This is a genomic window from Clostridium sp. DL1XJH146 (assembly GCF_054819755.1).
In genome coordinates this window covers 13,438-38,591 of the sequence record NZ_JBTVVN010000019.1, presented here as the reverse complement: position 1 = coordinate 38,591, position 25,154 = coordinate 13,438, and the positions used below count along the sequence as shown (strand labels likewise).

The 25,154-nt window shown below is 28.6% G+C and carries 23 protein-coding genes; 1 reads left to right on the top strand and 22 read right to left on the bottom strand.

Annotated elements, in window-relative coordinates; translation table 11 throughout:
- Positions 1-266: 266 nt before the first annotated feature.
- The 13 genes from gdhA to ACVHXK_RS10570 all read right to left on the bottom strand — a co-directional run bounded on the left by gdhA (position 267) and on the right by ACVHXK_RS10570 (position 13,116).
- Positions 267-1,613 carry an NADP-specific glutamate dehydrogenase gene (gdhA, locus tag ACVHXK_RS10630; protein ID WP_461206368.1) on the bottom strand — a complete coding sequence of 449 codons (1,347 nt, stop codon included), beginning with the start codon at positions 1,611-1,613 and terminating at the stop codon, positions 267-269.
- A 245-nt stretch (positions 1,614-1,858) separates the two neighbouring features.
- Positions 1,859-2,293: a type II 3-dehydroquinate dehydratase gene (aroQ, locus tag ACVHXK_RS10625; protein WP_461206367.1), complete on the bottom strand. Its 435-nt coding sequence runs from the start codon at positions 2,291-2,293 to the stop codon at positions 1,859-1,861.
- Positions 2,294-2,469: 176 nt separating this feature from the next.
- Positions 2,470-2,973: a shikimate kinase gene (locus tag ACVHXK_RS10620; RefSeq protein WP_461206366.1), complete on the bottom strand. Its 504-nt coding sequence runs from the start codon at positions 2,971-2,973 to the stop codon at positions 2,470-2,472.
- Between the two features lie 7 nt (positions 2,974-2,980).
- On the bottom strand, positions 2,981-3,808 hold the full coding sequence (aroE, locus tag ACVHXK_RS10615) for a shikimate dehydrogenase (protein WP_461206365.1): 828 nt from the start codon (positions 3,806-3,808) through the stop codon (positions 2,981-2,983).
- Positions 3,809-3,997: 189 nt separating this feature from the next.
- Positions 3,998-5,176, bottom strand: a complete 1,179-nt coding sequence (locus ACVHXK_RS10610; RefSeq protein ID WP_461206364.1) for a chorismate mutase — start codon at positions 5,174-5,176, stop codon at positions 3,998-4,000.
- 18 nt (positions 5,177-5,194) lie between these two features.
- Entirely contained in the window at positions 5,195-6,265 is a 1,071-nt protein-coding gene (gene aroC / locus ACVHXK_RS10605; RefSeq protein ID WP_461206363.1) for a chorismate synthase, read from the bottom strand.
- Entirely contained in the window at positions 6,243-7,526 is a 1,284-nt protein-coding gene (aroA, locus tag ACVHXK_RS10600; protein WP_461206362.1) for a 3-phosphoshikimate 1-carboxyvinyltransferase, read from the bottom strand. The genes aroC and aroA overlap by 23 nt, the downstream gene beginning before the upstream one ends.
- Before the next feature lie 190 nt (positions 7,527-7,716).
- Positions 7,717-8,778: a 3-dehydroquinate synthase gene (gene aroB, locus ACVHXK_RS10595; protein WP_461206406.1), complete on the bottom strand. Its 1,062-nt coding sequence runs from the start codon at positions 8,776-8,778 to the stop codon at positions 7,717-7,719.
- 113 nt (positions 8,779-8,891) lie between these two features.
- Positions 8,892-9,905 (bottom strand): 3-deoxy-7-phosphoheptulonate synthase, encoded by a 1,014-nt coding sequence (gene aroF, locus ACVHXK_RS10590; protein WP_461206361.1) that lies wholly within the window; start codon positions 9,903-9,905, stop codon positions 8,892-8,894.
- A gap of 105 nt (positions 9,906-10,010) precedes the next feature.
- Positions 10,011-10,847: a prephenate dehydrogenase gene (locus tag ACVHXK_RS10585; protein WP_461206405.1), complete on the bottom strand. Its 837-nt coding sequence runs from the start codon at positions 10,845-10,847 to the stop codon at positions 10,011-10,013.
- A gap of 42 nt (positions 10,848-10,889) precedes the next feature.
- Complete coding sequence (gene aroF / locus ACVHXK_RS10580; RefSeq protein ID WP_461206360.1) at positions 10,890-11,897, bottom strand: 3-deoxy-7-phosphoheptulonate synthase; 1,008 nt, start codon at positions 11,895-11,897, stop codon at positions 10,890-10,892.
- Positions 11,898-12,013: 116 nt separating this feature from the next.
- Positions 12,014-12,142 carry a hypothetical protein gene (locus ACVHXK_RS10575; RefSeq protein ID WP_461206359.1) on the bottom strand — a complete coding sequence of 43 codons (129 nt, stop codon included), beginning with the start codon at positions 12,140-12,142 and terminating at the stop codon, positions 12,014-12,016.
- Between the two features lie 260 nt (positions 12,143-12,402).
- Positions 12,403-13,116, bottom strand: coding sequence for an alanyl-tRNA editing protein (locus ACVHXK_RS10570; protein ID WP_461206358.1), 714 nt, complete (start codon positions 13,114-13,116; stop codon positions 12,403-12,405).
- Between the two features lie 320 nt (positions 13,117-13,436).
- Between ACVHXK_RS10570 and ACVHXK_RS10565 the strand changes: the two genes are divergently transcribed.
- Complete coding sequence (locus ACVHXK_RS10565; protein ID WP_461206357.1) at positions 13,437-14,588, top strand: pyridoxal phosphate-dependent aminotransferase; 1,152 nt, start codon at positions 13,437-13,439, stop codon at positions 14,586-14,588.
- A 205-nt stretch (positions 14,589-14,793) separates the two neighbouring features.
- On the opposite strand, the gene ACVHXK_RS10560 is transcribed toward ACVHXK_RS10565, so the two are convergent.
- The 9 genes from ACVHXK_RS10560 to ACVHXK_RS10520 form a co-directional block, all read right to left on the bottom strand.
- On the bottom strand, positions 14,794-15,453 hold the full coding sequence (locus tag ACVHXK_RS10560) for an ATP-binding cassette domain-containing protein (protein WP_461206356.1): 660 nt from the start codon (positions 15,451-15,453) through the stop codon (positions 14,794-14,796).
- On the bottom strand, positions 15,446-16,918 hold the full coding sequence (locus tag ACVHXK_RS10555; protein WP_461206355.1) for a hypothetical protein: 1,473 nt from the start codon (positions 16,916-16,918) through the stop codon (positions 15,446-15,448). The genes ACVHXK_RS10560 and ACVHXK_RS10555 overlap by 8 nt, the downstream gene beginning before the upstream one ends.
- A 109-nt stretch (positions 16,919-17,027) precedes the next feature.
- Positions 17,028-17,150, bottom strand: a complete 123-nt coding sequence (locus tag ACVHXK_RS10550) for a hypothetical protein (protein WP_461206404.1) — start codon at positions 17,148-17,150, stop codon at positions 17,028-17,030.
- A 394-nt stretch (positions 17,151-17,544) separates the two neighbouring features.
- Positions 17,545-19,137, bottom strand: coding sequence for an AAA family ATPase (locus ACVHXK_RS10545; RefSeq protein ID WP_461206354.1), 1,593 nt, complete (start codon positions 19,135-19,137; stop codon positions 17,545-17,547).
- Positions 19,138-19,161: 24 nt separating this feature from the next.
- Positions 19,162-20,745, bottom strand: coding sequence for an AAA family ATPase (locus ACVHXK_RS10540; RefSeq protein WP_461206353.1), 1,584 nt, complete (start codon positions 20,743-20,745; stop codon positions 19,162-19,164).
- Positions 20,746-20,967: 222 nt separating this feature from the next.
- Entirely contained in the window at positions 20,968-22,545 is a 1,578-nt protein-coding gene (locus ACVHXK_RS10535) for an ABC transporter permease/substrate-binding protein (protein ID WP_461206352.1), read from the bottom strand.
- Complete coding sequence (locus tag ACVHXK_RS10530) at positions 22,533-23,672, bottom strand: betaine/proline/choline family ABC transporter ATP-binding protein (protein ID WP_461206351.1); 1,140 nt, start codon at positions 23,670-23,672, stop codon at positions 22,533-22,535. Before ACVHXK_RS10530 ends, ACVHXK_RS10535 begins: the two co-directional genes overlap by 13 nt.
- Before the next feature lie 162 nt (positions 23,673-23,834).
- Complete coding sequence (locus ACVHXK_RS10525; protein WP_461206350.1) at positions 23,835-24,452, bottom strand: TrkA C-terminal domain-containing protein; 618 nt, start codon at positions 24,450-24,452, stop codon at positions 23,835-23,837.
- 134 nt (positions 24,453-24,586) lie between these two features.
- Positions 24,587-25,147 carry a hypothetical protein gene (locus ACVHXK_RS10520; protein ID WP_461206349.1) on the bottom strand — a complete coding sequence of 187 codons (561 nt, stop codon included), beginning with the start codon at positions 25,145-25,147 and terminating at the stop codon, positions 24,587-24,589.
- Positions 25,148-25,154 lie beyond the last annotated feature (7 nt).

Sequence of the window (25,154 nt, the reverse complement as noted above, 5' to 3'; positions counted from 1 at the left end):
AAAACCTCCCCCTATAATCTGTTACTCTTATTTTATCATTAATATTTCATATATTAAATTATTAGTATTTACCTTATATACGATTCAAAATAAAAAAAGTTCAAAAAAATAAAAGTTACTAAAAAAATCAGCAACTTTTTAATATTAAATCTATTAAATCTAATTTGTAAATTATCTTTTTAAAAATTCGATAATTTTCTGACCAAAGGGAAGAAAATCTTCCTTAATTGTACATTGCTAATTGCTAATTGTACATTTTTAAAAAGCTATACAACCCCATGCGCAACCATAGCTTCTGCAACCTTCATAAAGCCCGCAATATTAGCACCAGCAACTAAGTTACCTTCCATACCAAATTCCTTTGCTCTGTCCTTGCTATTGTTATAGATATTAATCATAATATCTTTTAGTTTACTATCCACCTCTTCAAAAGTCCAAGAATACCTCATACTATTTTGAGACATTTCTAATGCAGATACCGCAACTCCACCGGCATTTGCAGCTTTTGCAGGTACAAATAATATTTTATTTTCTAAAAATACATCTATTGCTTCAAGGGTAGATGGCATATTTGCCCCTTCTCCTACAGCTATACATCCATTTTTCATTAATATAGTTGCTGCTGCTTCATCTATATCATTCTGGGCTGCACATGGCAAAGCAATATCACATGGAATTGTCCAAACTTCTGAACTATTGTCCACATATTTTGCTCCTGGATTGTAGGTTACATATTCCTTTATTCTCTTTCTTTCAACTTCTTTAAGTCTTTTTACTGTCTCTACATCTATTCCATTTTCATCATATACATATCCATTTGAATCTGAACATGCTATAACTTTTGCTCCAAGCTTTATTGCTTTTTCCATAGCGTAAATTGCTACATTACCTGAACCTGAAAGGACAACTTTTTTACCTTCTATTTCTAAACCGTTATCTTTTAACATTTCTTCTACTATATAAATAAGTCCATATCCAGTCGCTTCAGTTCTAGCTAAACTTCCACCATAAGTTAAACCTTTACCTGTTAATATCCCTGCATCATAATTTGTATTAATTCTCTTGTATTGCCCATATAAATATCCAATCTCTCTTCCACCTACACCAATATCTCCAGCCGGAACATCCACATCTTTTCCTATATGTTTTGCAAGTTCAGTCATAAAACTTTGGCAAAATCTCATAACCTCTGCATCTGATTTTCCTTTTGGATTAAAGTCAGACCCTCCCTTACCACCACCTATTGGTAGTCCTGTAAGAGAATTTTTTAAAATTTGTTCAAACCCTAAAAATTTAATAATACTTAAATTAACTGATGGATGTAATCTTAAACCGCCTTTATAAGGCCCTATAGAGTTATTAAATTGTATTCTAAATCCTCTATTTACTTTTACCCTACCCTTGTCATCAACCCATGGGACTCTAAACATTATTTGTCTATCTGGCTCTACTAGTCTTTCTAAAATTCCATTTTCAATAAACTTTGGATTTTTTTCAAATACTGGAACTAATGAAAATAAAACCTCTTTTGCAGCTTGTTGAAACTCTTTTTGCCCCTGATCTCTACTAATAAGATCTTCATAAACCTTTTCTACATATTCTCTTGCTTGCATCTTGTCGCCCCCAATTTAATAAATATACAAACATTCTACATCATACAGTAATATTATTCAATAATAACATACATTTACAATTGAATTTTTAATTTTGTCAACAGTTTTCTGATAATTTTACAGGCTAATAAATTCAACTAATTTTAATTCTATAAAATAATAAAGTGAACTATAAATATAAAAAAAGCATGAAAAATTTTTTCCATACTCTTTATCATATCCAATTTTATTTAATTACTATGCTCTTATAATTTTTTCGCTGATATCAAAGCATCCATAGCTAATATGTAACCATCGAGGCCAAGTCCACAAATCTGACCTAAACAAGCTGCTGCCGTTACTGATTTATGCCTAAATTCTTCTCTCTTATGAATATTGCTAATATGCACTTCTATAGTATCAATATTAACAGCTTTTATTGCATCATAAATAGCATAGCTATAATGAGTAAAAGCTCCAGGATTTATTATAATACCATCCACTTTACCATAGTTTTCATGAAGTTTATTAATAATTTCTCCTTCTACATTACTTTGAAAAAGTTCAACATCAATATTTCTTTTTTGGGCTTCTATATTAATTAATTCACACAAATATTCATAATCTTCATTTCCATAAACACTTTTTTCTCTAATACCTAACATATTTAAATTAGGTCCATTAATAACTAAAATCTTCATGTACAACACCCTTTTTTGTGATTATACTTATTTTTGTTTTTATAATTTAGTACTATCTTTTTTAATCATAATAGTAGCTATCTTTTTAATGCACAATGCACAATGCACAATGCACAATTAAGGATGATTCTATTCATTCTTCATAGAATCTTTAATTTATCGTAACCCATAATTTTTCAATGTTGATTATTTTTTATTATTTCCTCTATTTTTTCAATAGTTTTTTCTAAAGTTTTATCATTTACAATTTCATAATCAGCGTATTTTTTATACAAATCATATCTTTCAGAATATAACTTATATATTTTTTCTTTGTTTTCAGCAAGTAAAGGCCTACCGCTAGTATCAATATCCTCAATAATTCGTTCTACTGGTCTATTAATAAAAATAATTATACCTGTCTCTTTTAAATTCGCCATATTGATACTATGTTTAATTACTCCACCACCAGTAGATATAACTTTGTTATTATATTGAGATACCATTTCGATAGCTTTTTTTTCCTTATCTCTAAAGTACTCTTCTCCATACTTTTCAAACATATTTGTTATTTTTTCATTATTTTTTGTTTCAATAAATTCATCTACATCTATAAATCCTAAATGTAATACTTCAGCCAAATTCTTTCCTATTGTTGTTTTACCACACCCTGGCATTCCTATTAGAACTATGTTCTTCAAAATAATCTTACCCTTCTTTATTATACATAGTTTGCTTTAATTCCTCATATATTTCATCTGAAATTTTATAATTCACTTCTATATTTTGCCACAATTCTTCTGCTTTAATAGCTTGGCTTACAAGCATATATAATCCATTTATTGCTTGTATTCCAAATTCTTCTGCATATAATAATAGTTTTGTTTTTTCAGGATTATATATTAAATCTATAACTGCACTATACTTTTCTAAAATACTTTTTTCTACTGGACAATCCTCAATGTTAGGATGCATTCCAACTGGTGTGCAATTCACCATAATATCTCCCATTTCAAATTCATTCAAGTCTGTATAATCAATAATATGAGCTTCTTCAAATCCATCGAATTCTTTGAATTTATTTCTAGTTACAATATATATTTCTGAAGCTCCCTTATCTGAAATATTTTGGTATATTGCTTTTGCAGAACCACCAGTACCTAAAATAATTGCAACTTTATCTTTAACCTCAACTTTAAATTTTTCCATTAGATTATTAAATCCAAAATAATCTGTATTATAACCTATAGTTTTTCCATCTTTTAAGGCTATAGTATTTACTGCACCTATTTTACTTACTTCTGGAGATAATTCATCTAAGAATTTAATTACTTCTTGTTTATACGGTATAGTTACATTTAGTCCTTTTATATTCAATACCTTCATAGAACTAACTGAATGAGCAAGACTATGTTTGTCAATTTCAAATAAATAATAATGGGATTTTAAATCCAATTTTTTAAATAAGGAAGAATGTATTTGAGGTGAATAACTATACCCTAATTTTTCACCTAAAAGACCACATAATATTTTCATTTTAAAGCCTCCAAGCTAATTTTGTTTAGAGTTTCCATTTCAAGTGTTTATATTTGTTCAAAACTAGTTTATATGTCTATGTTTTGAACCAAGTATGAATTTTTTTCCGTGAAGACCCTATGTATTTAAGTTACCTATATCTATTTTAATATATATAGAATAGTTTCTCAAACATTAATTCGGTTAAATTTAACACATTTTATAATTTCCTAGATACTTATTAAATTTACTATTTCTCTTTATTTCATCAATAGCCTTTTTTACATTATCGTTACTTATGTTACCTTCAAAGTCAATATAGAAAAAATATTCCCAAGGTCTTTCTATTATTGGTCTAGATTCTATTTTCATCATATTTAAACTATATTTTTTGAAAATAGTTAATATATTATGCAACGCACCTGATTTATGCATTACAGATAAAACAATACTTACTTTATCATAATCACTAGCTATAGTAGTATTGTTACCGATAATAACAAACCTAGTATAATTTTTACCATTAAAATTAATTTTTTCACTTAAAAGTTCAAGTTCATATATTTCTTTCGCCTTAATACTAGCTATACATCCTTTAGTAATATCCCCTGTTTCTTTTATAAGTTTAGCCGATGCTGCTGTATTTAAATAAGGTATGTTTTTCCAATTATTATGCTGTGATAAAAATTCTTTGCTCTGCTCAAGGCCTTGTGGATGAGAATAAACTTCTTCAATATCCTCAATAGTCGAGCCTTTTATTCCTAAAAGATTATGCTCTACCTTAACTTTAACTTCCCCAACTATGTATAAATCATTTTCTCTTAAAAGATCATATACATCAGATATGCCTCCAGTAGAAGAGTTTTCAATTGGTAAAACACCAAAATCAGCCTTTCCATTTTGTATTTCTTCAAATACATTTCCAAAGGATTCTACATTTATTTTATTTACTTTATTTTCTTTTATCTCATCATTGAAAAATGACTCCAATGCCTCGTAGCTAAAAGAACCTGGAACACCTTGATATACAATGTTGAGCATTTCTTCATCATTAACTAGTTTTTGTTCTTTTATATTATCATCTGATTTAATTTCTTCTATTTCTAACCCTTCATTATCCCATTGCTGAATTTTATTACTCTGATAATTTCTACTAATTTTCATCAAGTCATAAAAAAATTCTTCTAATGCTACCTTATAGTCTTTGTTATTCAATTTCTTTATGTTTTTCTCTACAACTTGCTTTTCTCTTTCTCTATTTAAAATATTTATATTATTTTGATATTTATAGTAAGCTACCCCTTCAACAATTTTCATTCTTTTTTCAAATAACTCAACTATATTTTTATCTATATCATCAATTTCAATTCTTAATTTATCTAAATCCATATAGAAAACTCCCCCTATTTATATGTGCTCCAAAATAGCCATTGCAGTCACTGCTTCAATTACAGGTATTGCTCTTTGGATAATACACGGGTCATGTCTACCTTCAACTCTTAATTCAACATTTTCTCTAGTTTCAATATTAATTGTCTTTTGTTTTAAAGAAATTGATGGTGTTGGCTTTATTCCTACTTTAAAGATTAAAGGCATCCCATTAGATATTCCACCAATAATTCCACCATTATTATTTGAATAGGTCTTAATTTCATCATCTTCTATGTAGTATTCATCATTGGCTTCTTGCCCAGTCATTTTTGTAATATCAAAACCTTTTCCAAATTCAACACCCTTAACAGCCGGTATTGAAAAAAGAAGTTGTGCTAATGTACTCTCTAAAGAATCAAAAAATGGTTCTCCTATTCCTGCTGGTAAATTTATTGTTGCACATTCTATTGTGCCTCCTACAGAATTTTCATTCTCTTTAGCCTTCAAAATAGTATCTATCATAATTTGTTTTTGGTCCCCATTTAATACAGGGAATTCTTCTTTTCTAAGATCAAGTAGTTGTTTTTCCTCAATTTTTATAGGATTAAATTTAGAGTCTTCAATATTTTTTATACTATTAATATGACTTCCTATATAAATATTTTCACGTTCTAAAATCTGTTTTGCTATACTTCCTGCAAAGGTTAAAGGAGCCGTAATTCTACCTGAAAAATGCCCTCCACCTCTATAGTCGTTAAAACCTCTATATTTCAAATATCCCGTATAATCAGCATGACCTGGTCTCATATTATCTTTTACTTTGCTATAATCCTTAGATTTCATATCGTTATTGTATATTACAGCACATAAGGGTGCCCCAGTTGTTTTACCTTCAAAAAAACCACTCAATATTTCAAAGGCATCTTTTTCTGTCCTCTGTGTAGACATTTTATTTCTGCCTGGAGCCCTTCTTAGCATTTCATCTTTAATATACTGCAGGTCTAGTTCTATTCCTGGTTCTAACCCATCGATTACAATGCCTATACCTTTGCCATGTGATTCTCCAAAAATTGAGTATTTTACTTTATTGCCCCACACTCCACTCATCTATATTACCTCCAAGCTTTTTAAAATCTTCCCAAAAATGTGGATAAGACTTTTTAACTGCACCACTATTGTTTATAATTAATGGTTCTGTGCATCTTATAGAAGCAACTGCCATTGCCATTGCAATTCTGTGGTCATTCCAACTGTCTACTTCTCCACCAGTAAAACTTTTCACCCCTCTTATCACAAGTGAATCTTCTAACTCTTCTATCTCCGCTCCTATTTTCTTTAATTCTGTTGTAGTAGATGCTAGCCTATCGCTTTCTTTAATCCTTAATCTAGCAGCATTTATTATTCTTGTTTCTCCTTCACTTAAAGCTGCCATTACAGCTAAAACTGGTACTAAATCAGGACATTGAGATACATCAATCACCGCTGCCTTAGTATCCGACGGACATGCTTTGATTCCATTATCTGTATCTTTTAAGGTGCCTTTCATCTCTTTAACAATATGGAGTATTGCTTTGTCCCCTTGAAGAGAATCCTTATTAATATCCTTTAAATCAATTTCACTACCAATAATTCCTGCAACAATCCAAAATGCAGCTTGAGAAAAATCTCCTTCTACTCTATAATCTTTCTCTACGTATTCTTGGTTACCTTTTATAATAAATTCTCTATATTCATTATTTATAATTTCAATACCAAACTTGTTTAATATATCTAGTGTTAAATCTATATATCCTACAGATTCTAGCTTTGTTGTTATTATAATTTTAGAATCTCCATTTAATAAAGGAAGTGTAAACAATAACCCTGTTATAAATTGTGAACTAACATCACCTCTTAAAGAGTATTCTCCTGGAGATAATTCACCTTTTATTTTAAGAGGTAACTCACCATTATTATTTTTATATTTAATATTTTTTTCATCAAATATTTTATAATAAACATCTAATGGCCTTGATACCAATTTGCCTTCTCCTGTAAATGAAGCTTCCTTTTTTGATAAAAGGGAAATTGGTATAAGAAATCTAATAGTTGATCCAGATTCACCACAAAAACAAGTAACATCTTCATCTATATTAAATGTATTTTTACCATCAACCTCGACTATATCTCCATTAATGTCAACTTTCGCCCCTAGATTAATCATAACATCCTTTGTTACTGTTATATCATTTGAGAAATTTATATTATCTATTCTAGATTTTCCTTTTGCTAAAGAGGCTGCAATAATTGCTCTGTGAGCCAAACTCTTTGACGGAGGAACTATTACTTCACCACTTAAACTGCTTGGAATAATCTTTACCTTCTTCATTAAAACGACCCCTTTCTTTTTAAACATAGTCTGAAAGACCCTTAAAATCTTAATGCACAATTCACAATGTACAATGCACAATTAATGATGATTTTCTCCCTTTGCTCGAAAATCTTTATTTAGTTTAAAGATTTTGCATAGCAAAATCCACATTAATTGTGCATTGTGAATTGTGCATTGTACATTGTTTTTAAAAGTATTTTTCCACTTCTTCTTTATCAATTTCCTTTATAACAACGTTCCCAATGTCCTTCAATAGTATAATTCTTAATTTACTGCCTTTTGCTTTTTTATCATTAAAGATAGTTGACATAGCCATATCAACTTTTAATTCTTCTACCCAGAAAGGCAAATTATATTTTTGAATCAACCTTTTCATTCTTTCTAATGTTCCTTTTTTAGTGAACCCACTTTCTTCACTTTTTTTAGTTATAGTATACATGCCTATAGCAACACCTTCACCGTGAGTATACTTCTCATAACCAAAATATTTTTCAACAGCGTGCCCAAATGTATGTCCGAAATTCAAGATCATTCTTTCTCCTAAATCTCTTTCATCATTTTGCACCACTTCTTTTTTAATTTTGCAACATTCATATATAATCTCATCCATTGAATTTAAATATTCTTGTTTATTCTGGATTTCTTCTAATTTAGTAAATAATATTTCACTTCTAATACATCCATATTTAATTGCTTCAGCTGTACCATCATATAAAAATCTATCTTCTAGTGTATTTAAAACATTAGGATCTATAAATACAGCCTCTGGATGATAAAAACTACCTACCAGATTCTTTCCTCTCTCTAGGTCTATTGCAACTTTACCACCTACTGAACTATCAATTTGGGCAAGTAAAGACGTCGGTACCTGAATAAACGGTACTCCTCTTAAAAAAGTAGAAGCTGCAAACCCACCTAAATCTCCTATAACTCCTCCGCCAAGAGTGATAATCAAATCTCCTCTTGTAATTTCGAAGTCTAATAGTTCTTCATATATTTTATTTAAACTTTCAAAAGACTTACTTTTTTCTCCTGGTTTTATGATAATTCTTATAACTCCATATCCTTGCTGAATAAGACTATCCTCAACTATTTCACCATAATACTTATCCACATTTTCATCTGTTATAATAGCAACCTTATCCCCATCAAAGTATTCTTTTGTTAATAATCCAATTTTCTCTATATTGCCTCTATCAATAATAATAGGATATTCCTTTTTAGTAACCTTAACAGTTAATTTCTTCAACAATACTCATCTCCATAATAATCTAATTCTATAGGTTTAATTTAATTAAAATATTTTGCAAAGCAAAATCATCCTCAATTGCAAATTGCTAATTGCACATTGCTAATTATATATTAAAGCTCTCTCTCTTCTATCTCAGCAATTTTTCTTAATTTATTCATTATGGCATCAAATTTATCAGGTTTTATTGATTGTTGTCCATCGCACTTAGCATTAGCTGGGTCATTATGAACCTCTATCATCAAGCCATCTGCCCCTGCTGCTATTGCTGCTTTAGCCATAGGCTCTACCATCCACCATTTACCACAAGCATGACTTGGATCAATTATTATTGGAAGGTGACTCAATTCTTTAATAGCTGGAATAACACTTAAGTCCAACGTATTTCTTGTATATGTTTCAAATGATCTTATTCCTCTTTCACAAAGGATAACATTTTCATTACCCTCGGACATTATGTACTCTGCTGACATTAAGAATTCTTCAACCGTTGAAGACATTCCTCTCTTTAATAAAATCGGCTTATTAGTTTTACCTACTTCCTTTAACAAATCAAAGTTACTCATATTTCTGGCTCCAATTTGAATAACGTCAACATCATCAACAAATCTATCAATCATTCCTATAGACATAAGCTCTGTTACTATTGGAAGCCCTGTAATTCTTTTAGCTTCTTTAAGTATCTCTAATCCTTCATCTCTTAATCCTTGGAAACTATATGGAGATGTTCTTGGTTTAAATGCTCCACCTCTTAAAAATGTCGCACCTGATTTTTTTACTGCTTTAGCTATTTCAGTAAGTTGCTCATAGCTTTCTACAGAACATGGTCCCGCCATAACTGCTAATTTTTTTCCTCCAACTGTTGTACCATTAACATCGATTATAGAGCTTTCTGGATGAAATAATTTATTAGCTTTCTTGAAAGGTTCTTGCACATACATTATTCTTTCTACATATCTATTTGCCTCTAGTGTACTTGGATCTACAACAGTTGTATCTCCTACAATCCCCATTATGTTGCAATTTTCTCCTATTATAGGTTGAACATGAAGCCCCATCTTTTCAAGTTTTTCACCTAATTTATTCATTTCTTCATTTGGTGCGTCTTTTTTGAATATAATTACCATTATTATGTCCCCTTTATTATTTGATTTATTTTATTAATAGTATAAAATGATGTAAGATTTCCTAATTTTAACTTCATCCATTAATTGAATATATTATTACTAAAACTAACTTATATGTTCTCTTCTCTTACTTGATTTTCTAAAAAGATCTTTTAATTTTTCATCTTCATCATTAAGGAGTGAATCTTTTAATTTATCCAATTCATTTTCAAAAAATTCAATTTGCTTTATTAAATTTTCTTTATTCTCCATAAACAACTCACACCACAAATTTTCATTTATTTTTGCTATCCTTGTTAACTCTCTAAAGCTATCCCCAATAAATTTTCCTGTTTCATCTTGGAAACTTTCTGAATTTATAAGTGATACTGCAATTGCATGTGGAAGCTGACTTGTATATGCTATTTGTTTATCATGTTCCTTAGGGCATAATCTAGATATTGTCCCAAAACCAGCTTTTAACAATAATTCATGAATTAATCCTATGTTTTCTTCTTTATTTCTTTCATTAGGGGTAATAATATAGTTCGCTCCCTTATACACTTTCTCCGAAGCAAAATCGATACCTTTTCTCTCTCTCCCTGCCATAGGATGACCAAAGATAAAATCTACATTTTCAGGTAATAAAGCATTTACTTCTTCTATCAATCCATGTTTAATACCTGATGTATCTGTTATTATTGATCCTTCCTTGAAATATTTAGAATTATCTTTAACAAACTTTTTTACTAGTCTTGGATAAACACAAAGAATAACAATATCTGAATTAGCAAGAGCAATTTCAGCATGTGTGTAGCCTTCATTTATAATCTCCATATTTTTAGCTTTACTCAAAGTTTCCTCATCAATGTCTATACCCCAAACATTGCCCACTCCTTTATCTTTTAAAGCTAAAGCAAAGGAGCCTCCAATTACTCCTAAGCCTACTATTGTTATATTTATTTTAGTAAAGTCTACATCGCTCAAAATATCACCTCATTAATATCATTTATTAAGAATTGCATGGATTTCTTTTATTGACTTCATTAATGTATCAAATTTTTCAGGTTTAATAGATTGTTGTCCATCACTAAAAGCATTCACAGGATCATTATGGACTTCAATCATAAGTCCATCTGCTCCAACAGCTACAGCTGCTCTTGCTAATGATTCCACCATCCACCACATACCACAAGCATGACTTGGATCTATAATAATAGGCAGGTGACTTAATTTTTTAATTGCTGGAACAGCACTTAAATCCAAAGTATTTCTTGTGTAGTTCTCAAAAGTCCTTATTCCTCTTTCACACAATATTACATTTTCATTTCCTTTTGACATAATGTACTCTGCAGACATCAAAAACTCTTCTATTGTTGCTGATAGTCCTCTTTTTAATAGTATTGGTTTATTTGTACTACCCAATTCTTTTAGTAACGCGAAGTTTTGCATATTTCTAGCTCCAACTTGAATTACATCTACGTCTTCCACAAAGTTACCTACCATATCAGCTGACATTATTTCAGTAACTATCGGTAATCCTGTTTCCTCTCTTGCTATCTTTAAAAGTTCAAGTCCATCAAGTCCCAAACCTTGGAAACTGTAAGGAGATGTTCTTGGTTTAAATGCTCCACCCCTTAAGAATGTAGCTCCTGATTGTTTAACTTTTCTTGCTATCTCTAAAATTTGTTCTTCATTCTCAACAGAACAAGGACCTGCCATTACTGAAAGAGTACCACCACCAATTTGAGTATCTCTTACTTTAACTATTGTATCCGCTGGATGAAAAATTCTATTGGCTTTTTTATAAGGTTCTTGCACATGAATAACTTTCTCAACAAATTCATTAGCTGCCAATTGTTTATCATTAATTCTTGAAGTATCTCCTACTAATCCCATAATGAAATATTCTTCCCCTTGAGACTCATGAATTTGAAGCCCTTTTTCTCTAATAACTTTTGTGAAATTCTCTATCTTTTCTTTAGATGTACCTGGTTTAATAACAATAATCATACTTAATTACCTCCATAAAAATAATATTTTTTTCAAATCAAAATAAAAAAGAGCACTCGGCTAATGAGTGCTCTTATAATTATACAAATTAATAATTATAAAAAATATCAGGAAATTTATATCTCATTAGGTAAAAGTTTATTATTTTTTTTGCAACAGAAATAACCAGCGCTAAAATATAAGCTCCAGTTGCTAAAATAAAAATAATATTCAGTTGCAAATACTTTTCCTAATTTATTAATCATATCAATTTCCTCCAAAGTATCGTGTACTAATATTGTTTATATTCTATCTATATTGCTTTCTAATGTCAAGTGGTTTTATGTTAATACTTCATTAATGTGCTTTTTTTGTAAAAATGCTTAGTATACCATTTATAGTTATCCATTTTTAGTATTAACTATTCCATAAGCTATACACTACGAAACTTCATGTATATTTATTCAAAATCTCGGTATCTTTACGAGTTTTGGATAAGTATAGATGAATAGTTGAGTTGGAAACCCTATACTATTTCTACATATATTCTTTTATTTATTTTGCCCTTGCTTTTATAATCAACTATTTTTATTTGCCCAACTTCTGATGTGTTTTTTACATGAGTTCCGCCATCTGCTTGAAGATCTAATCCCTCTATTTCAATAGTTCTTATTTCCTTAATTCCTTCTGGAAGAAGATTTATTTTTGTTCTTATTAAATCCGGAATTTTAAAAGCTTCTTCTCTTCCAAGAATATTTACTTTAATATTTCTCTTTAACGCAACTTCTTCATTAACCTTTTTTTCAATTTCTTCGATTAATTCTTTATCAAAGTTTTCAAACTCAAAATCCATTCTTGCTTTAAGGCATTGCATATCTCCACCAGTTACTTGTGCTTTGTAATCTCTCCATACAACACCGCATAAAATATGCATAGCTGTATGAGTCCTCATTAATTTATGTCTATATTCCCAATCTATTTTACCTATACAAATTTCATTAATCTTAGGAAGCTCTCCTTCAATGAAATGATACACTTCACTGCCTTTCTTTTTAACTTTCTTAACTATGTATTTTTCTCCTGCTATCTCTATTATTCCTTTGTCACATAGCTGTCCGCCACCGCCTGGATAAAAAGCAGTTCTATCCAAAATAATAGCCTGCTCTTCCTCAACTACCCCTACTATCTTACATTCAAATTCTTTTACATAACTATCCTTTTGAAATATTAACTCAGTCATCATTACTCCTCCTTAATATCTTAATAATTGCCATCACAAAATTGCATCATATCACTTTACTACTATTATTTGTTATTATAAGATTTACTGTTATATATGTCAATTACACTAAATATTTCTACTATACTACAATGATTAATTGTAAATTATTATTAATTTCCCTTTAAAAAACAAATGATTAATTATCCTCAATTTCATATTTATCACCTATTAAAATACTTTAACTATTATACAACAAAATCATAATTATTTTTTATACAAGATAATGTTATAATACTAGTAATATACAGTATTTTTTTTATGAAAGGGTGAAAGATAAAATGCAATATTCAAAACTATTAAGTGAATTGCCTTCATCTCCAATCAGAAGTATGATGGTAAATGCAGCTAAACTTGATGATGTCATTTCTTTTAGCGTAGGCGAACCAGATTTTTTACCTCAAAATAGTGTGCTAGAAGCCGCTAAGTCTGCAATGGAAATAAGCACAAAATACGCTCCTGGTGCAGGACTAGATATTCTCCGAGATACCTATATAGAATATTTAAATCATACACTAAAAACTGATTATGTAAGAGAAAATGTCATTGTAACAACAGGAGGTATGTCTGCACTCTTCTTAAGTTTTAGTTGCCTGCTAAATCCTGAAGATGAAGTACTTTTAAGTGCTCCATATTTTACAAACTATTCTTCAGAAATATTAATGAATCATGGCGTTCCTGTAATGGTAGATGTATACGAGGAAAATAATTTTGTTGTAACTCCAGAGGCAATTAGATCTGCTATTACACCTAAAACCAAAGTTATTTTATTAAATTCTCCTTGTAATCCTACCGGTGGAATTATAGATAAAAATACATTAATAGAAATAGCTGAGATTGCAAAAGAATATGATTTATTTGTAATAAGTGATGAAGTGTACAAACATATTTTGTTTGATGAAGAAAAATATTTCAGTATTTCAACTATTAAAGAAATGAAAGAAAGAACGTTAATAATAGATAGCTGTTCAAAAAGTTGTGCTATGACGGGGTTTCGTGTAGGCTTTGCCGTTGGACCCGAAGAATTAATCAATTTATTTATTAAAGCTACAGAAAATGTGTATTCTTCCGTTACAACAGTATCACAGTATGCAGCTGTAGAAGCATTAAAAAATGGTGCAGCGTATCGATATTACATGTGTTCACAATATGAAGAACGAAGAAATTATATATGTGAACGAATTGATAAAATGGACAAGATATCATGTATTAAACCTAAGGGAGCCTTTTATGTATTTGTAAATATTAAAAAGTCTGGATTAGATGGAAATACATTCGCCAATAGACTTTTAATAGAAAAGAAAGTTGCCGTTGTACCTGGTGGGACTTTTGGTGAAAATTCTAATTATTATATAAGAATGTCTTATGGAACTTCTATGGAAAATCTAATAAAGGGACTTGATAGATTAGAGGAATTCTTAAAATATCTATAAAAAATAATACCTATTAATTTAAAATCAGATTAATATATTCTTCCAATCTATCAATAATATAAACGACTGTCTCAGAATAACATTTGAGACAGCCATTTGTTTATATATGATAACATAATTTTCTATTATATCAGGGACTATTCCTACTAAACTCATAGTATATATCACCTATTAATGCGAACTTTCTTTTGCCACCTCCTATCTTCTACTTCATTCTATTTAATATAATTTCTTTAATATCTTTACTATTACTAAAATCATTATAGTATTCTTGTATATTTCCATTATTGAGGAATAATATTCTATCACTTACTTCCTGAGCTATGTCTATCATATGTGTTGAAATTATTACAGTATTACCACCACTTACATACTCTTTTATAACTTTCACCATTGTATCTGCTGCTAATACATCCAGTGATGTAAATGGTTCATCCATAAGAATATATTTATATTTCAATAAAAACGCTATAATTAAAATCAGCTTGCTTTTCATTCCAAATGAATATGCAGAAATAATTTCTTTTATCTTATTTTCCATCAGTAATTTTGAAACTAGACTAGTGTACATCTCATTATCTAGTTTTACATCTTTAAAATTCAAGATTATATTTATAAATTCTTCTCCTGTCAAATACTTATAAAACTGCATCTCATCTTGTATGTATAACATCTCATCCGAAAAATTAGTTACATCTATACTAGAAGGTAAATCTCCATTTAAACATTTAAAAAGGGTTGTCTTACCTGCACCATTTACACCTAATAATGAATATACAATACCATCTTCAATATTTACTGATAAATCATCTAATATATTTTTTTCCCCACCATATGTAAAAGTAAGATTTTTAATATTAATCATTTTTTCCCTTCCTCTCAAGTAATCTTATTAATAATAATTCAATAAAGTACCCTAGCACGTTTATGAAGATTATAATTAAATACTCTAACATCAAAATATTAACATCTTCAAAAATCTCAACCTCAAACATACTAAATATTATCTTAGCCCCAAAGATAGATATTCCTGCAAAAAGGAATATTCTAATTTGATTAATTCCATAATTCACAATATCTGTTCCAATTAAACTATAATATCTAATCCATGATAATATAGAAACTAAAATAAAAATAGTTTGTATTAATCCATTTATACTTATATCCAAAATTAAATTCGTGATTCCTGTTAATATCACTGGAACTGATAATAATATAAAAATATAATCTGCTTTTCTTTTAAGTATTTTTAATTTATTAACTTTAATACCAAATTTATTAATAACTTCATATTCTTCATCAATGTTAATTTCATCTTTGTTTGATGACATGATACCTATACCTACAGATATACTTATAAAGCAAATTACAAAGTAAAAAACGGCTACTAAAGACATTTTTTCTGTTAATCCTTCTGGTCTATCTTGCAAAACAGTAGCACAATAGAAAATAAATGTCCCTATTTGAAATATTACTACTCCATAAAGATTCATCCCTCTTTTTCTTGTAAATGAACATAAATCTTTGATTAAAATTTTTATATATAAATTTTTAATGTTTAATTTTAAAAATTTATTTAATAAACTACCTTTAACATTTACATTATCACTAAAAGGATTTAGAAATATATACAGATTTTCTTTTACCAACTTTGATATTGCTATATATGCTAAAGTACCAATAATAGCTGTTATGATTAGTATTGTATTATTCAACTGAAAATGTATATTTCCTGTATTTTTCCCTCGCAATCCATCTATAATTTCTCCTATCATCAACACTTGTATATATTCTGCCAAAAATATGAATAATATTATCCCTAAAATATATGCAATTTTGTAAATTATATTTGAATTTGATATTGCATCAAAATAACTCACTGTATACGCTATTATCATATTTAATAAATAAATATTTACTATAATCAATATGCTTTGAATAAGAATAAAACCTTTATTATTCGAATAAATTAGCAAAGGCACGAAAATTGGAATAATAAATAATAATATCATTTTATAAATTTTCAGCTCTATTTTATTTCTAATAAAAATATGCCTATCTTTTTTTATAAATAAAATTATAGGATCTTTCCTAATATTTTTAATATCCATTTTTATCAATAATTGCATTATAAACAAACCTGAAATACTTACTTTTGTTATAATAGTTAGATATGTTTTTTCATCAATAGCTCTTCTCAAACCCAAAAAACATAAAAATAACAAACAAGGTATTACCATATACTTAATGCTACTAATTATAAAGTTTGTCCTATTATCGTTTCTAGCTTTGTTCCTAGTCCATTCAAGATATAATAATTTATTTATCATTTTACGCCCTCATTTCAATTTTGCTCTCATTTATTGTAATATTTTTTAATTATTTCTGCAACCTTTTAGTGGGCTTTATTATTTTAATTTGTAATATTATCATGTTTTTTTAATTAAGACCCTTACAAAAATATATACTTTGGTATAAGTAAAAGTAACACACCATTTTATAATACATACAAATGGTAGCAAGACAAGCAGCTGCACAATCTGTACTATCATATTGCTTCACTAGGTTTTTCTTGTATCTCAAAATATATCTCCTCTTCTTTAAGTTTTATTGTAGGGTTTCGCTGTGAAACTTTATTTATACTTGTACATATTTCCACTTTATATTACTTTTAATTCCACATTTGCTATTATATATATATCCGTCAACAATTTTCGTTCGTAATATTTCGACAATACATGTCATTGATTTTTTAATAATACGACAAAAAACTACGCGGCTGCGTAGTTTAAAATAATATCATATTTCATTGCAAAAATAGTTAATACTATAAATTATCTAGATTCTAAATGATTTTTATATATCAAAAACTCCTAAATTTATAAGGATTTTAAATAAATACAAATAAAATTTCGTAATGAATAGCTCAAATGAATTTTAAAAAATTTAAATGCTATTAACAAAATACCTGAACTATTCTTTTTCCTTTGCCCTTAACTTCAACAATTTCTTCTGCTGCTACTTCTTCAACCAAACTCTTTTCTTTCCTAAAATCAAATATCAAAAGATATCCTTCATCGAGTCCATATTGTTCTAGATACTCTCCAAGTTGCATAAGCCCTCTTTTATGATATTCTTCTCCATACCATTTTTTAAGCTCTATTATGTACATCTTTTCTTCATAGGTAAGCACTATATCAAATCGTCTCTCTTCTGCTCCTTGAACTTCTTTAAAGGCAAAGCCTTTTCCGTTTATTATTGGACTTATGAAGGCTAAGAATACAAGCCTAGCATCTGCTTCCAGAAAATCTAAACGTTTCTTTGATTTTTCGTGTTTCATCAATTCTTGGAATTTTATGAGGATTTTTTTTACATTCAAAGTTCCATTCTCATTTATAAAGAAGGATTTAAAATTATACTGAGACATTACACTATTTCTATCTTTTCTCACTACTTTTATCATCATATGTTGATACAAAAGCTGTTCATATATTTTATTATTCACCTTGCATACATTATCTTCATTCTTTAATATTCCATATATTGTGCCAATATTAATTATTTTATCACTATTAACATAGGTTATATTTTCACCATCCAATATTATTCTTTCTACAAAACTATATAGTTCCTTATTATTCTCAATATTTTTTATAAGCGAATCAAAATTTGTATTACTCTGATTTAGTAATAATTTAACCGCCTTATCCATATATTCTTTTCCCCAAACCAAATCATCTTTAATCATTATTTTCTCATCTATTATTTTACATAGTTTACTCACTAAAAATGGATACCCTGATGTATAGTAGTAAAGTCTTTGTGAAAAGTATTCTTTATCCAATTTCACCGCTTTATTTTCTACATAATCATCTAACATTGTTTTTATCTCTTCTGGTGAAAAACTCATATCTATATCAAAATCAACAGCAATATTCCAAGGACTATTGTATTTTTCTTCTTCTCCTGGTCTAAGCTTTAATTTTAAACTTTTAACGTCATGAACTCCTGCTAATACAATAGAATAAAATGTATAATCCATTCCTTCATTTCTTAAAAGATATTTATTTCGTAGCATTGCTAAAAAATCTAAAAATAATTGATTATTGCTACTTTTATCAACTTCATCTATCATTAACACTATTTTCTTAGGTGTACTTTTTGCAATATCAGAGATGAATAAATCTATATCATTTAAAGTTTCTAAGCTTGTTTTTTCTAAAATATTACTAATAAAATCTATTTCATTAAATTTTAAATATTTTTCTAATTGGCTTCTAAAGGCTTCCACAAAAACTTTCTCTGTTTTATAACTTTCAGAGCTAATTCCTTCAAAGCTTAACCTTATACATAAATAATCATCATTTTTATTTAGTATTTTATTTAATAGAAAGATGGTTGTAGTTTTGCCATATTGTCTTGGTCTATTTATAGTAAAGTATTTACCTTTTCTTATCAATTCCATAACATTTTCTAATTTATTCCTTGTATCTACCATATAGTGCATTTCTGGTATACAAGTCCCTGTTACATTGAATTCCTTCTCCATACTATTCACCTTCCTATATCATTATTAACAAAATACCTGAACTACCTTTTTCTTTTTTTCTTTAATTCGAACAATTTCTTCTCTTGCTTCTTCTTCAATCAAACTATTTTCTTTCCTAAAATCAAATACCAAAAGGTACCCTTCATCAATTCCATATTGATCTAAATATTCTCCAAGTTGCACTAAACCTCTTTTATGATATTCTTCTCCGTACCATTTTTTAAGCTCTATTATGTACATCTTATCTTCATAGGTAAGTACTATATCAAATCGTCTCTCTTCTGCCCCTTGGACTTCTTTAAAAGCAAAACCTTTCCCATTAATTATTGGGCTTATAAAGGCTAAAAAAACAAGTCGAGCATCTGCTTCAAGAAAATTTAAACGCTTTTTTGATTTCTCGTGTTTCATAAATTCTTGGAATTTTATAAGGATTTTCTTAACATCTAAAGTTCCATCTTTTATAATAAATTTAGATTTTTCATTATAATGTCCCATATCTAGGGAAGTTTCTAAAATTGATGCCATATACGCATATATTCTTTGTTCATATACTCTATTATGAATTTTAACTTTCCCATTATAATTTTTGAAAATCCCATAAATAGTACCCAACAATATTATTGGATTATCTCTGTTATATGATATTTCCATACCTTCAACAACTATTCTCTTTACTATTTCTTTTAACTCACTTTTATTCTCGATATTCTTTATTAGTGAATCAAAATTAGTATTAGTCTCTTGTAATATCTGCTTAACAGCCATATCCATATATTCTTTTTTCCAAATCAAATCATCTTTAGTCATTATTTTCTCATCTATTATTTTACAAAGCTTACTTACTAAAAATGGATACCCTGATGTATAATAATAAAGTTTTTCTGAAAAATATTCTTTATCTAGCTTTACATCTGTATTTTCAGCATAATCATCTAACATTGTTTTTATCTCTTCTGGTGAAAAACTCATATCCACTTCAAAATCAACAGCTATATTCCATGGACTATTGTATTTTTCTTCTTCGCCTGGTCTTAACTTTAATTTCAAACTTTTAACGTCATGAACACCTGCTAATACAATAGAATAAAATGTGTAATCCATACCTTCATTTCTTAAAAGATATTTATTTCTAAGCATTGCTAAAAAATCTAAGAACAATTGGTTATTACTACTTTTATCAACTTCATCTATCATTAACACTATTTTCTTTGGTGTACTTTTTGCAATATCAGAGATAAATAAATCTACGTCATTGAGAGTTTTTAAGCTTGTTTTTTCTAGAATATTACTTATAAAATCTATTTCATTAAATTTTAAATATTTCTGTAATTGACTTTTAAAAGCTTCCACAAATACTTCCTCTGTTTTATAACTTGCAGAGCTAATTCCTTCAAAGCTTAACCTTATACATAAATAATCATCATTTTTATTTAATATTTTACTTAATAGAAACATAGTTGTAGTTTTTCCATATTGTCTTGGCCTATTTATAGTAAAGTATTCGCCTTCATCAATAAGCTTCATTATTTCTTCTAATTTATGTGATGTATCAACGATAAAATGTTTTTCTGGTATACAAGTACCTGTAACATTAAATTTTTTCTTCATATCATTCACCTCTCAGTTAATATTTTACCATAAATGATATAGGTTCAAACATTTTTTATACTTGAAGTACTTTATCATCAACACGAAAAGAGCTATCTCAAAATAATATTGAGATAACTCTTTTTCTTTGTTTATCATTATTTATGTTTATCATTTAACCTTTTAAATCAAAATTTTCAGAGGCACGAAGAAAACCAACTTAAATTGTGCCTTGTTCTAAATTTAATCAATAAACCCTTTTTCTCTAAGAAAGTCTTCCGCAACTGCTTTAGGATCTTCTCCTTCATCTGCTCTATAATTTAACTCGATCATTTCATCTTGAGTTATTGCATTTCCTAATATATTTAGTACTTCTTCTAACTCTGGATGTTCTTCAAGCACATCTTCTCTAATTATAGGAGCTGGGTAATATCCTGGGAAGAAATTTTTATCATCCTCTAAAGGTTTTAAGTTGAATTTCTTTAATAGCCCGTCAGTACCAAATGCATCTACTGCATCTGTCTCATTTTCATTTATTGCTGTATATCTAAGCCCACCATCAATTCCTGTAACCTCTTTAAACTTCATATTGTAGGTTTTTGATAAACCCACATAACCATCTTCTCTATCTGAAAATTCCATTGTACAACCAAGTACTAGTTCATCACTTACCTTAGCTAAATCTGATATAGTTTCAAGACCATATTCTTGAGCTGTGTCTTGTCTTACAGCAACAACATAAGTATTATTAAATCCCAATGGTTCAAGCCACTTAATACCATACTCGTTATGAAAATAATCTGATATTATATTATAAACTTCTGCTTTGTCACTTATAGGCTCTCTTTGCATGTAATTTACAAAAGCTGTTCCACTATACTCAGCATAAAGGTCAATATCACCAGATTTAATTGCTTCAAATATAACTTGTGAACCACCTAAATTTAACTGTCTATCCACGTTTAAATCTGTTTTTTCTTCTATAAGAGTAGCCATCATATTACCTAAAATCAACTGCTCATTATAATTCTTAGAACCAATAACAATTGTATCATTCATATTTCCCTTATTTGTAAAAGATCCATTAGCAAATAATACTACTATTGCAAAAACTGCTACTGTAACGGCTATTATTGCAGCTTGTTTTTTTGGTGTAACTCTCTTTTTATTTTTTCTTCCACTTGTAGCTGCTTGAATTCCTTCTGGAACTACTGCATTTTCTACTTTACCAATAACAAAGTCCATTATAAGTGCTAAAATACATGCTGGGATAGCTCCTGATAAAATCATATAATTATTAACAGTTTGAACTCCTGTAAATACCATATATCCAAGGCCACCTGCTCCAACAAATGCTGCTATTGTCATAAGTCCAACTGCTGTTACAGATGCTATTCTTATACCTGCCATAATAATTGGAAGAGCTAATGGAAGTTGTACTTTTCTTAGTAATTGCGCCTCCGTCATACCCATACCTTTACCCGCTTCAATCATATCAGGGTTAATATTTATCAATCCTGTATATGTATTTTTAACAATAGGTAGTAGTGAATATAAAAACACCATTACAACTGCTGGTTTACTTCCTATCCCAATAAAAGGTATTAAAAATCCTAATAAAGCAAGACTTGGTATAGCCTGTATAACATTAGTTACACCTATTATTGGTGTTGCTAATTTTTTATTCTTTGTGATTATTATTCCTAGAGGTACACCTATAAAAATAGCAATCAATACTGCAACTATAGTCAAATTTATATGTTGCCACAATAAATTAGATACTTCATCTATTCTTCCAAAAAAATATTTTAGAAATTCCATAAATCATCCTCCTCCATATCTAAGAATTGTGTGCTTAATATTGATATAAGACTTCCTCTAGTTATCAATCCCACAAGTTTATTCTTATTATTTACAACGGGTACATACCCTATTTTCTTCTCATTCATTAAAGATAACACTTCAACAATAGATGCATCTTTGTTTATAGATGAAACATCTTTTCTCATAATTTCTTGAAGTGTAACTTTTCTAGTATAATTTATCCTTAAATCTCTAGCTGTAACTATTCCTTTAAGCGCATTTTCTTCGTCTGTGATTAACAAACTGTCAACATGTTTTTTTGACATTATTTCAATAGCCTGCACAATATTTCTACTACCTGCAGCTTTTACTGGTTCAGTTATCATAATGTCTAAAGCTTTAATATATTCCGGTTTATTCCAAATTCTATTTTTACCTATAAATTCTTCTACAAAATCATGTTCAGGACTTTTTAATATTTCTTCTGGCGAATCAAACTGAACAACTTTGCCATCCTTCATAATACATATTCTGTCTGCAAGTTTTAAAGCTTCATCCATATCATGCGTAACAAAAACTATTGTTTTCCTTAACTTTTGCTGCAAATTGAAAAGCTCATCTTGTAATTGCTCTCTTGTAATAGGGTCCAGCGCTGAAAAGGGTTCATCCATCAAAATTATTTCCGGATCAGTTGCAAATGCTCGTGCTACACCTATTCTTTGTTGTTGTCCACCACTCAATTCACTAGGGTATCTATCTCTATATTCTTCAGGATCTAACCCAACAAGATCCATCATTTCATCAACTTTAGTTTTTATTTCTTCTTCTTCCCATTTTTTAAGATTAGGGACTAAAGCAATATTTTCTCCAACTGTCATATGAGGGAAGAGACCGGTTTGTTGAATTACATATCCCATATTCCTTCTTAAATCTATTACATCTTTTTCCTTAATATCTTCACCGTTTATTAAAATTTGACCTGATGTATAATCTACTAGTCTATTTAACATCTTTAGTGTTGTTGTTTTTCCACATCCACTAGGACCTATAAAAACTACAAGTTCGCCTTTATTTATTGTAAGATTAATACTTTTCAAAACCTTTGTGTTTCCAAAAGATTTAGTAATATTCTTCAATTCTATCATATAAACACTCCTTTATTTGCTTTTTTTTACAAGTTACAATTCATCCAATGTTCAAAATTGTTTCTGTTTTACACATCATTATACCTCTTATATTGTAACTTTGTCAAATTTCACATTTTAATCGACAAATTATTAAAAATAAAAATAACACCCTTTTAGATGTTATTTTTCTACATAGTCTATTGATTTTTGTTCTACACCAATGTTACCGACTATTAATAATTTATCATGTGCATAAAAGATAAAATTTGGCCCTGGTGAAATTATCACATCATCTTCTCTTATAATTCCTACTATAGTTCCTCCAGTATTTTGCCAAAATCCACACTGTGATACTGTTTTCCCTATTAATTTACTTGTTTCTGGAATCACTACCTCTACTGGGTCTAACTTACTAACTACATGAAACCTATAAGAGTAATCAATTATTTTCTCGTTCAAATCCACTAGATCCTTTTCAATTACTTTTCTTTGTTCTAGCAATTCCTTTATTTGTTTTCTAATACTACTAATATTCTCTTTTTCTTGAAAACTCTCAAGAAATTTATATGCGTTTTCTGAAGATTTAATTATTATTCCACTACCCTGATTAACAATTACTACTCCTTTTTCTTCTAATAATTTCATAGATTTTCTAATTGTTTCTGGGGAAACATTATACTCACTGGACAATATTGATCGTCCCTTTAATTTATCGCCTATCTTCAGTTGTCCTTTGAAAATCTTCGCAGCAATATCATTAGCGATTTTTATATACGTTGGCATATTGATTCTAGCCATCTAAACATACCCCCAAAATACTTTGATTTGATTTAATGATTATAACATAAATATTTAGTTTTGTGAACTCTACCTATATTGAACCAAAAATCACTCATTTTTCAAATATTAACTGTTTTATTTAAATTTTTCTTTTAAAGACATTTTTGGTTTAATGTATATCTTTGTTTATTATTAAAAAGTTCTTCATAATTTATTTCATTTTGATTATTTGATACCCCTTTATATTTTATTTTATATTTCTTTATTAACAAATCTTCTATATGATTTTGAGACAAAACCAATTGTTTGTCTAATATATGACTTACAGTAATTCCTTTAGTTTTTAAATAATGTCCAATTACTATACCTCTATTACAATGAAGAGGATTGTATTCTTTTCCAAGCAAAGCTATCCTATGTCCCCTTCTAATACCTTCTTCTAATCTATTTATTCCCTTTATAAATTCATAATTCGAAAAAATATCTTGCAAATCATTAGATTTTATATTAAAACTATTCTCCATATCAATCCAATTTATTCCTTCAATATTTAATTTTTCTTTTAAATTATGTTTTAGATAAAAACTATTTTCAGGGTCAAGTATTAGTTCATTACTTCTTATATCCATAATACAATCAATTTTATATTTCTTTATAATATCAATAAAATTATATAAATTTCTATCTGAATGTCCAATCGTATAACAAATCATAATATTC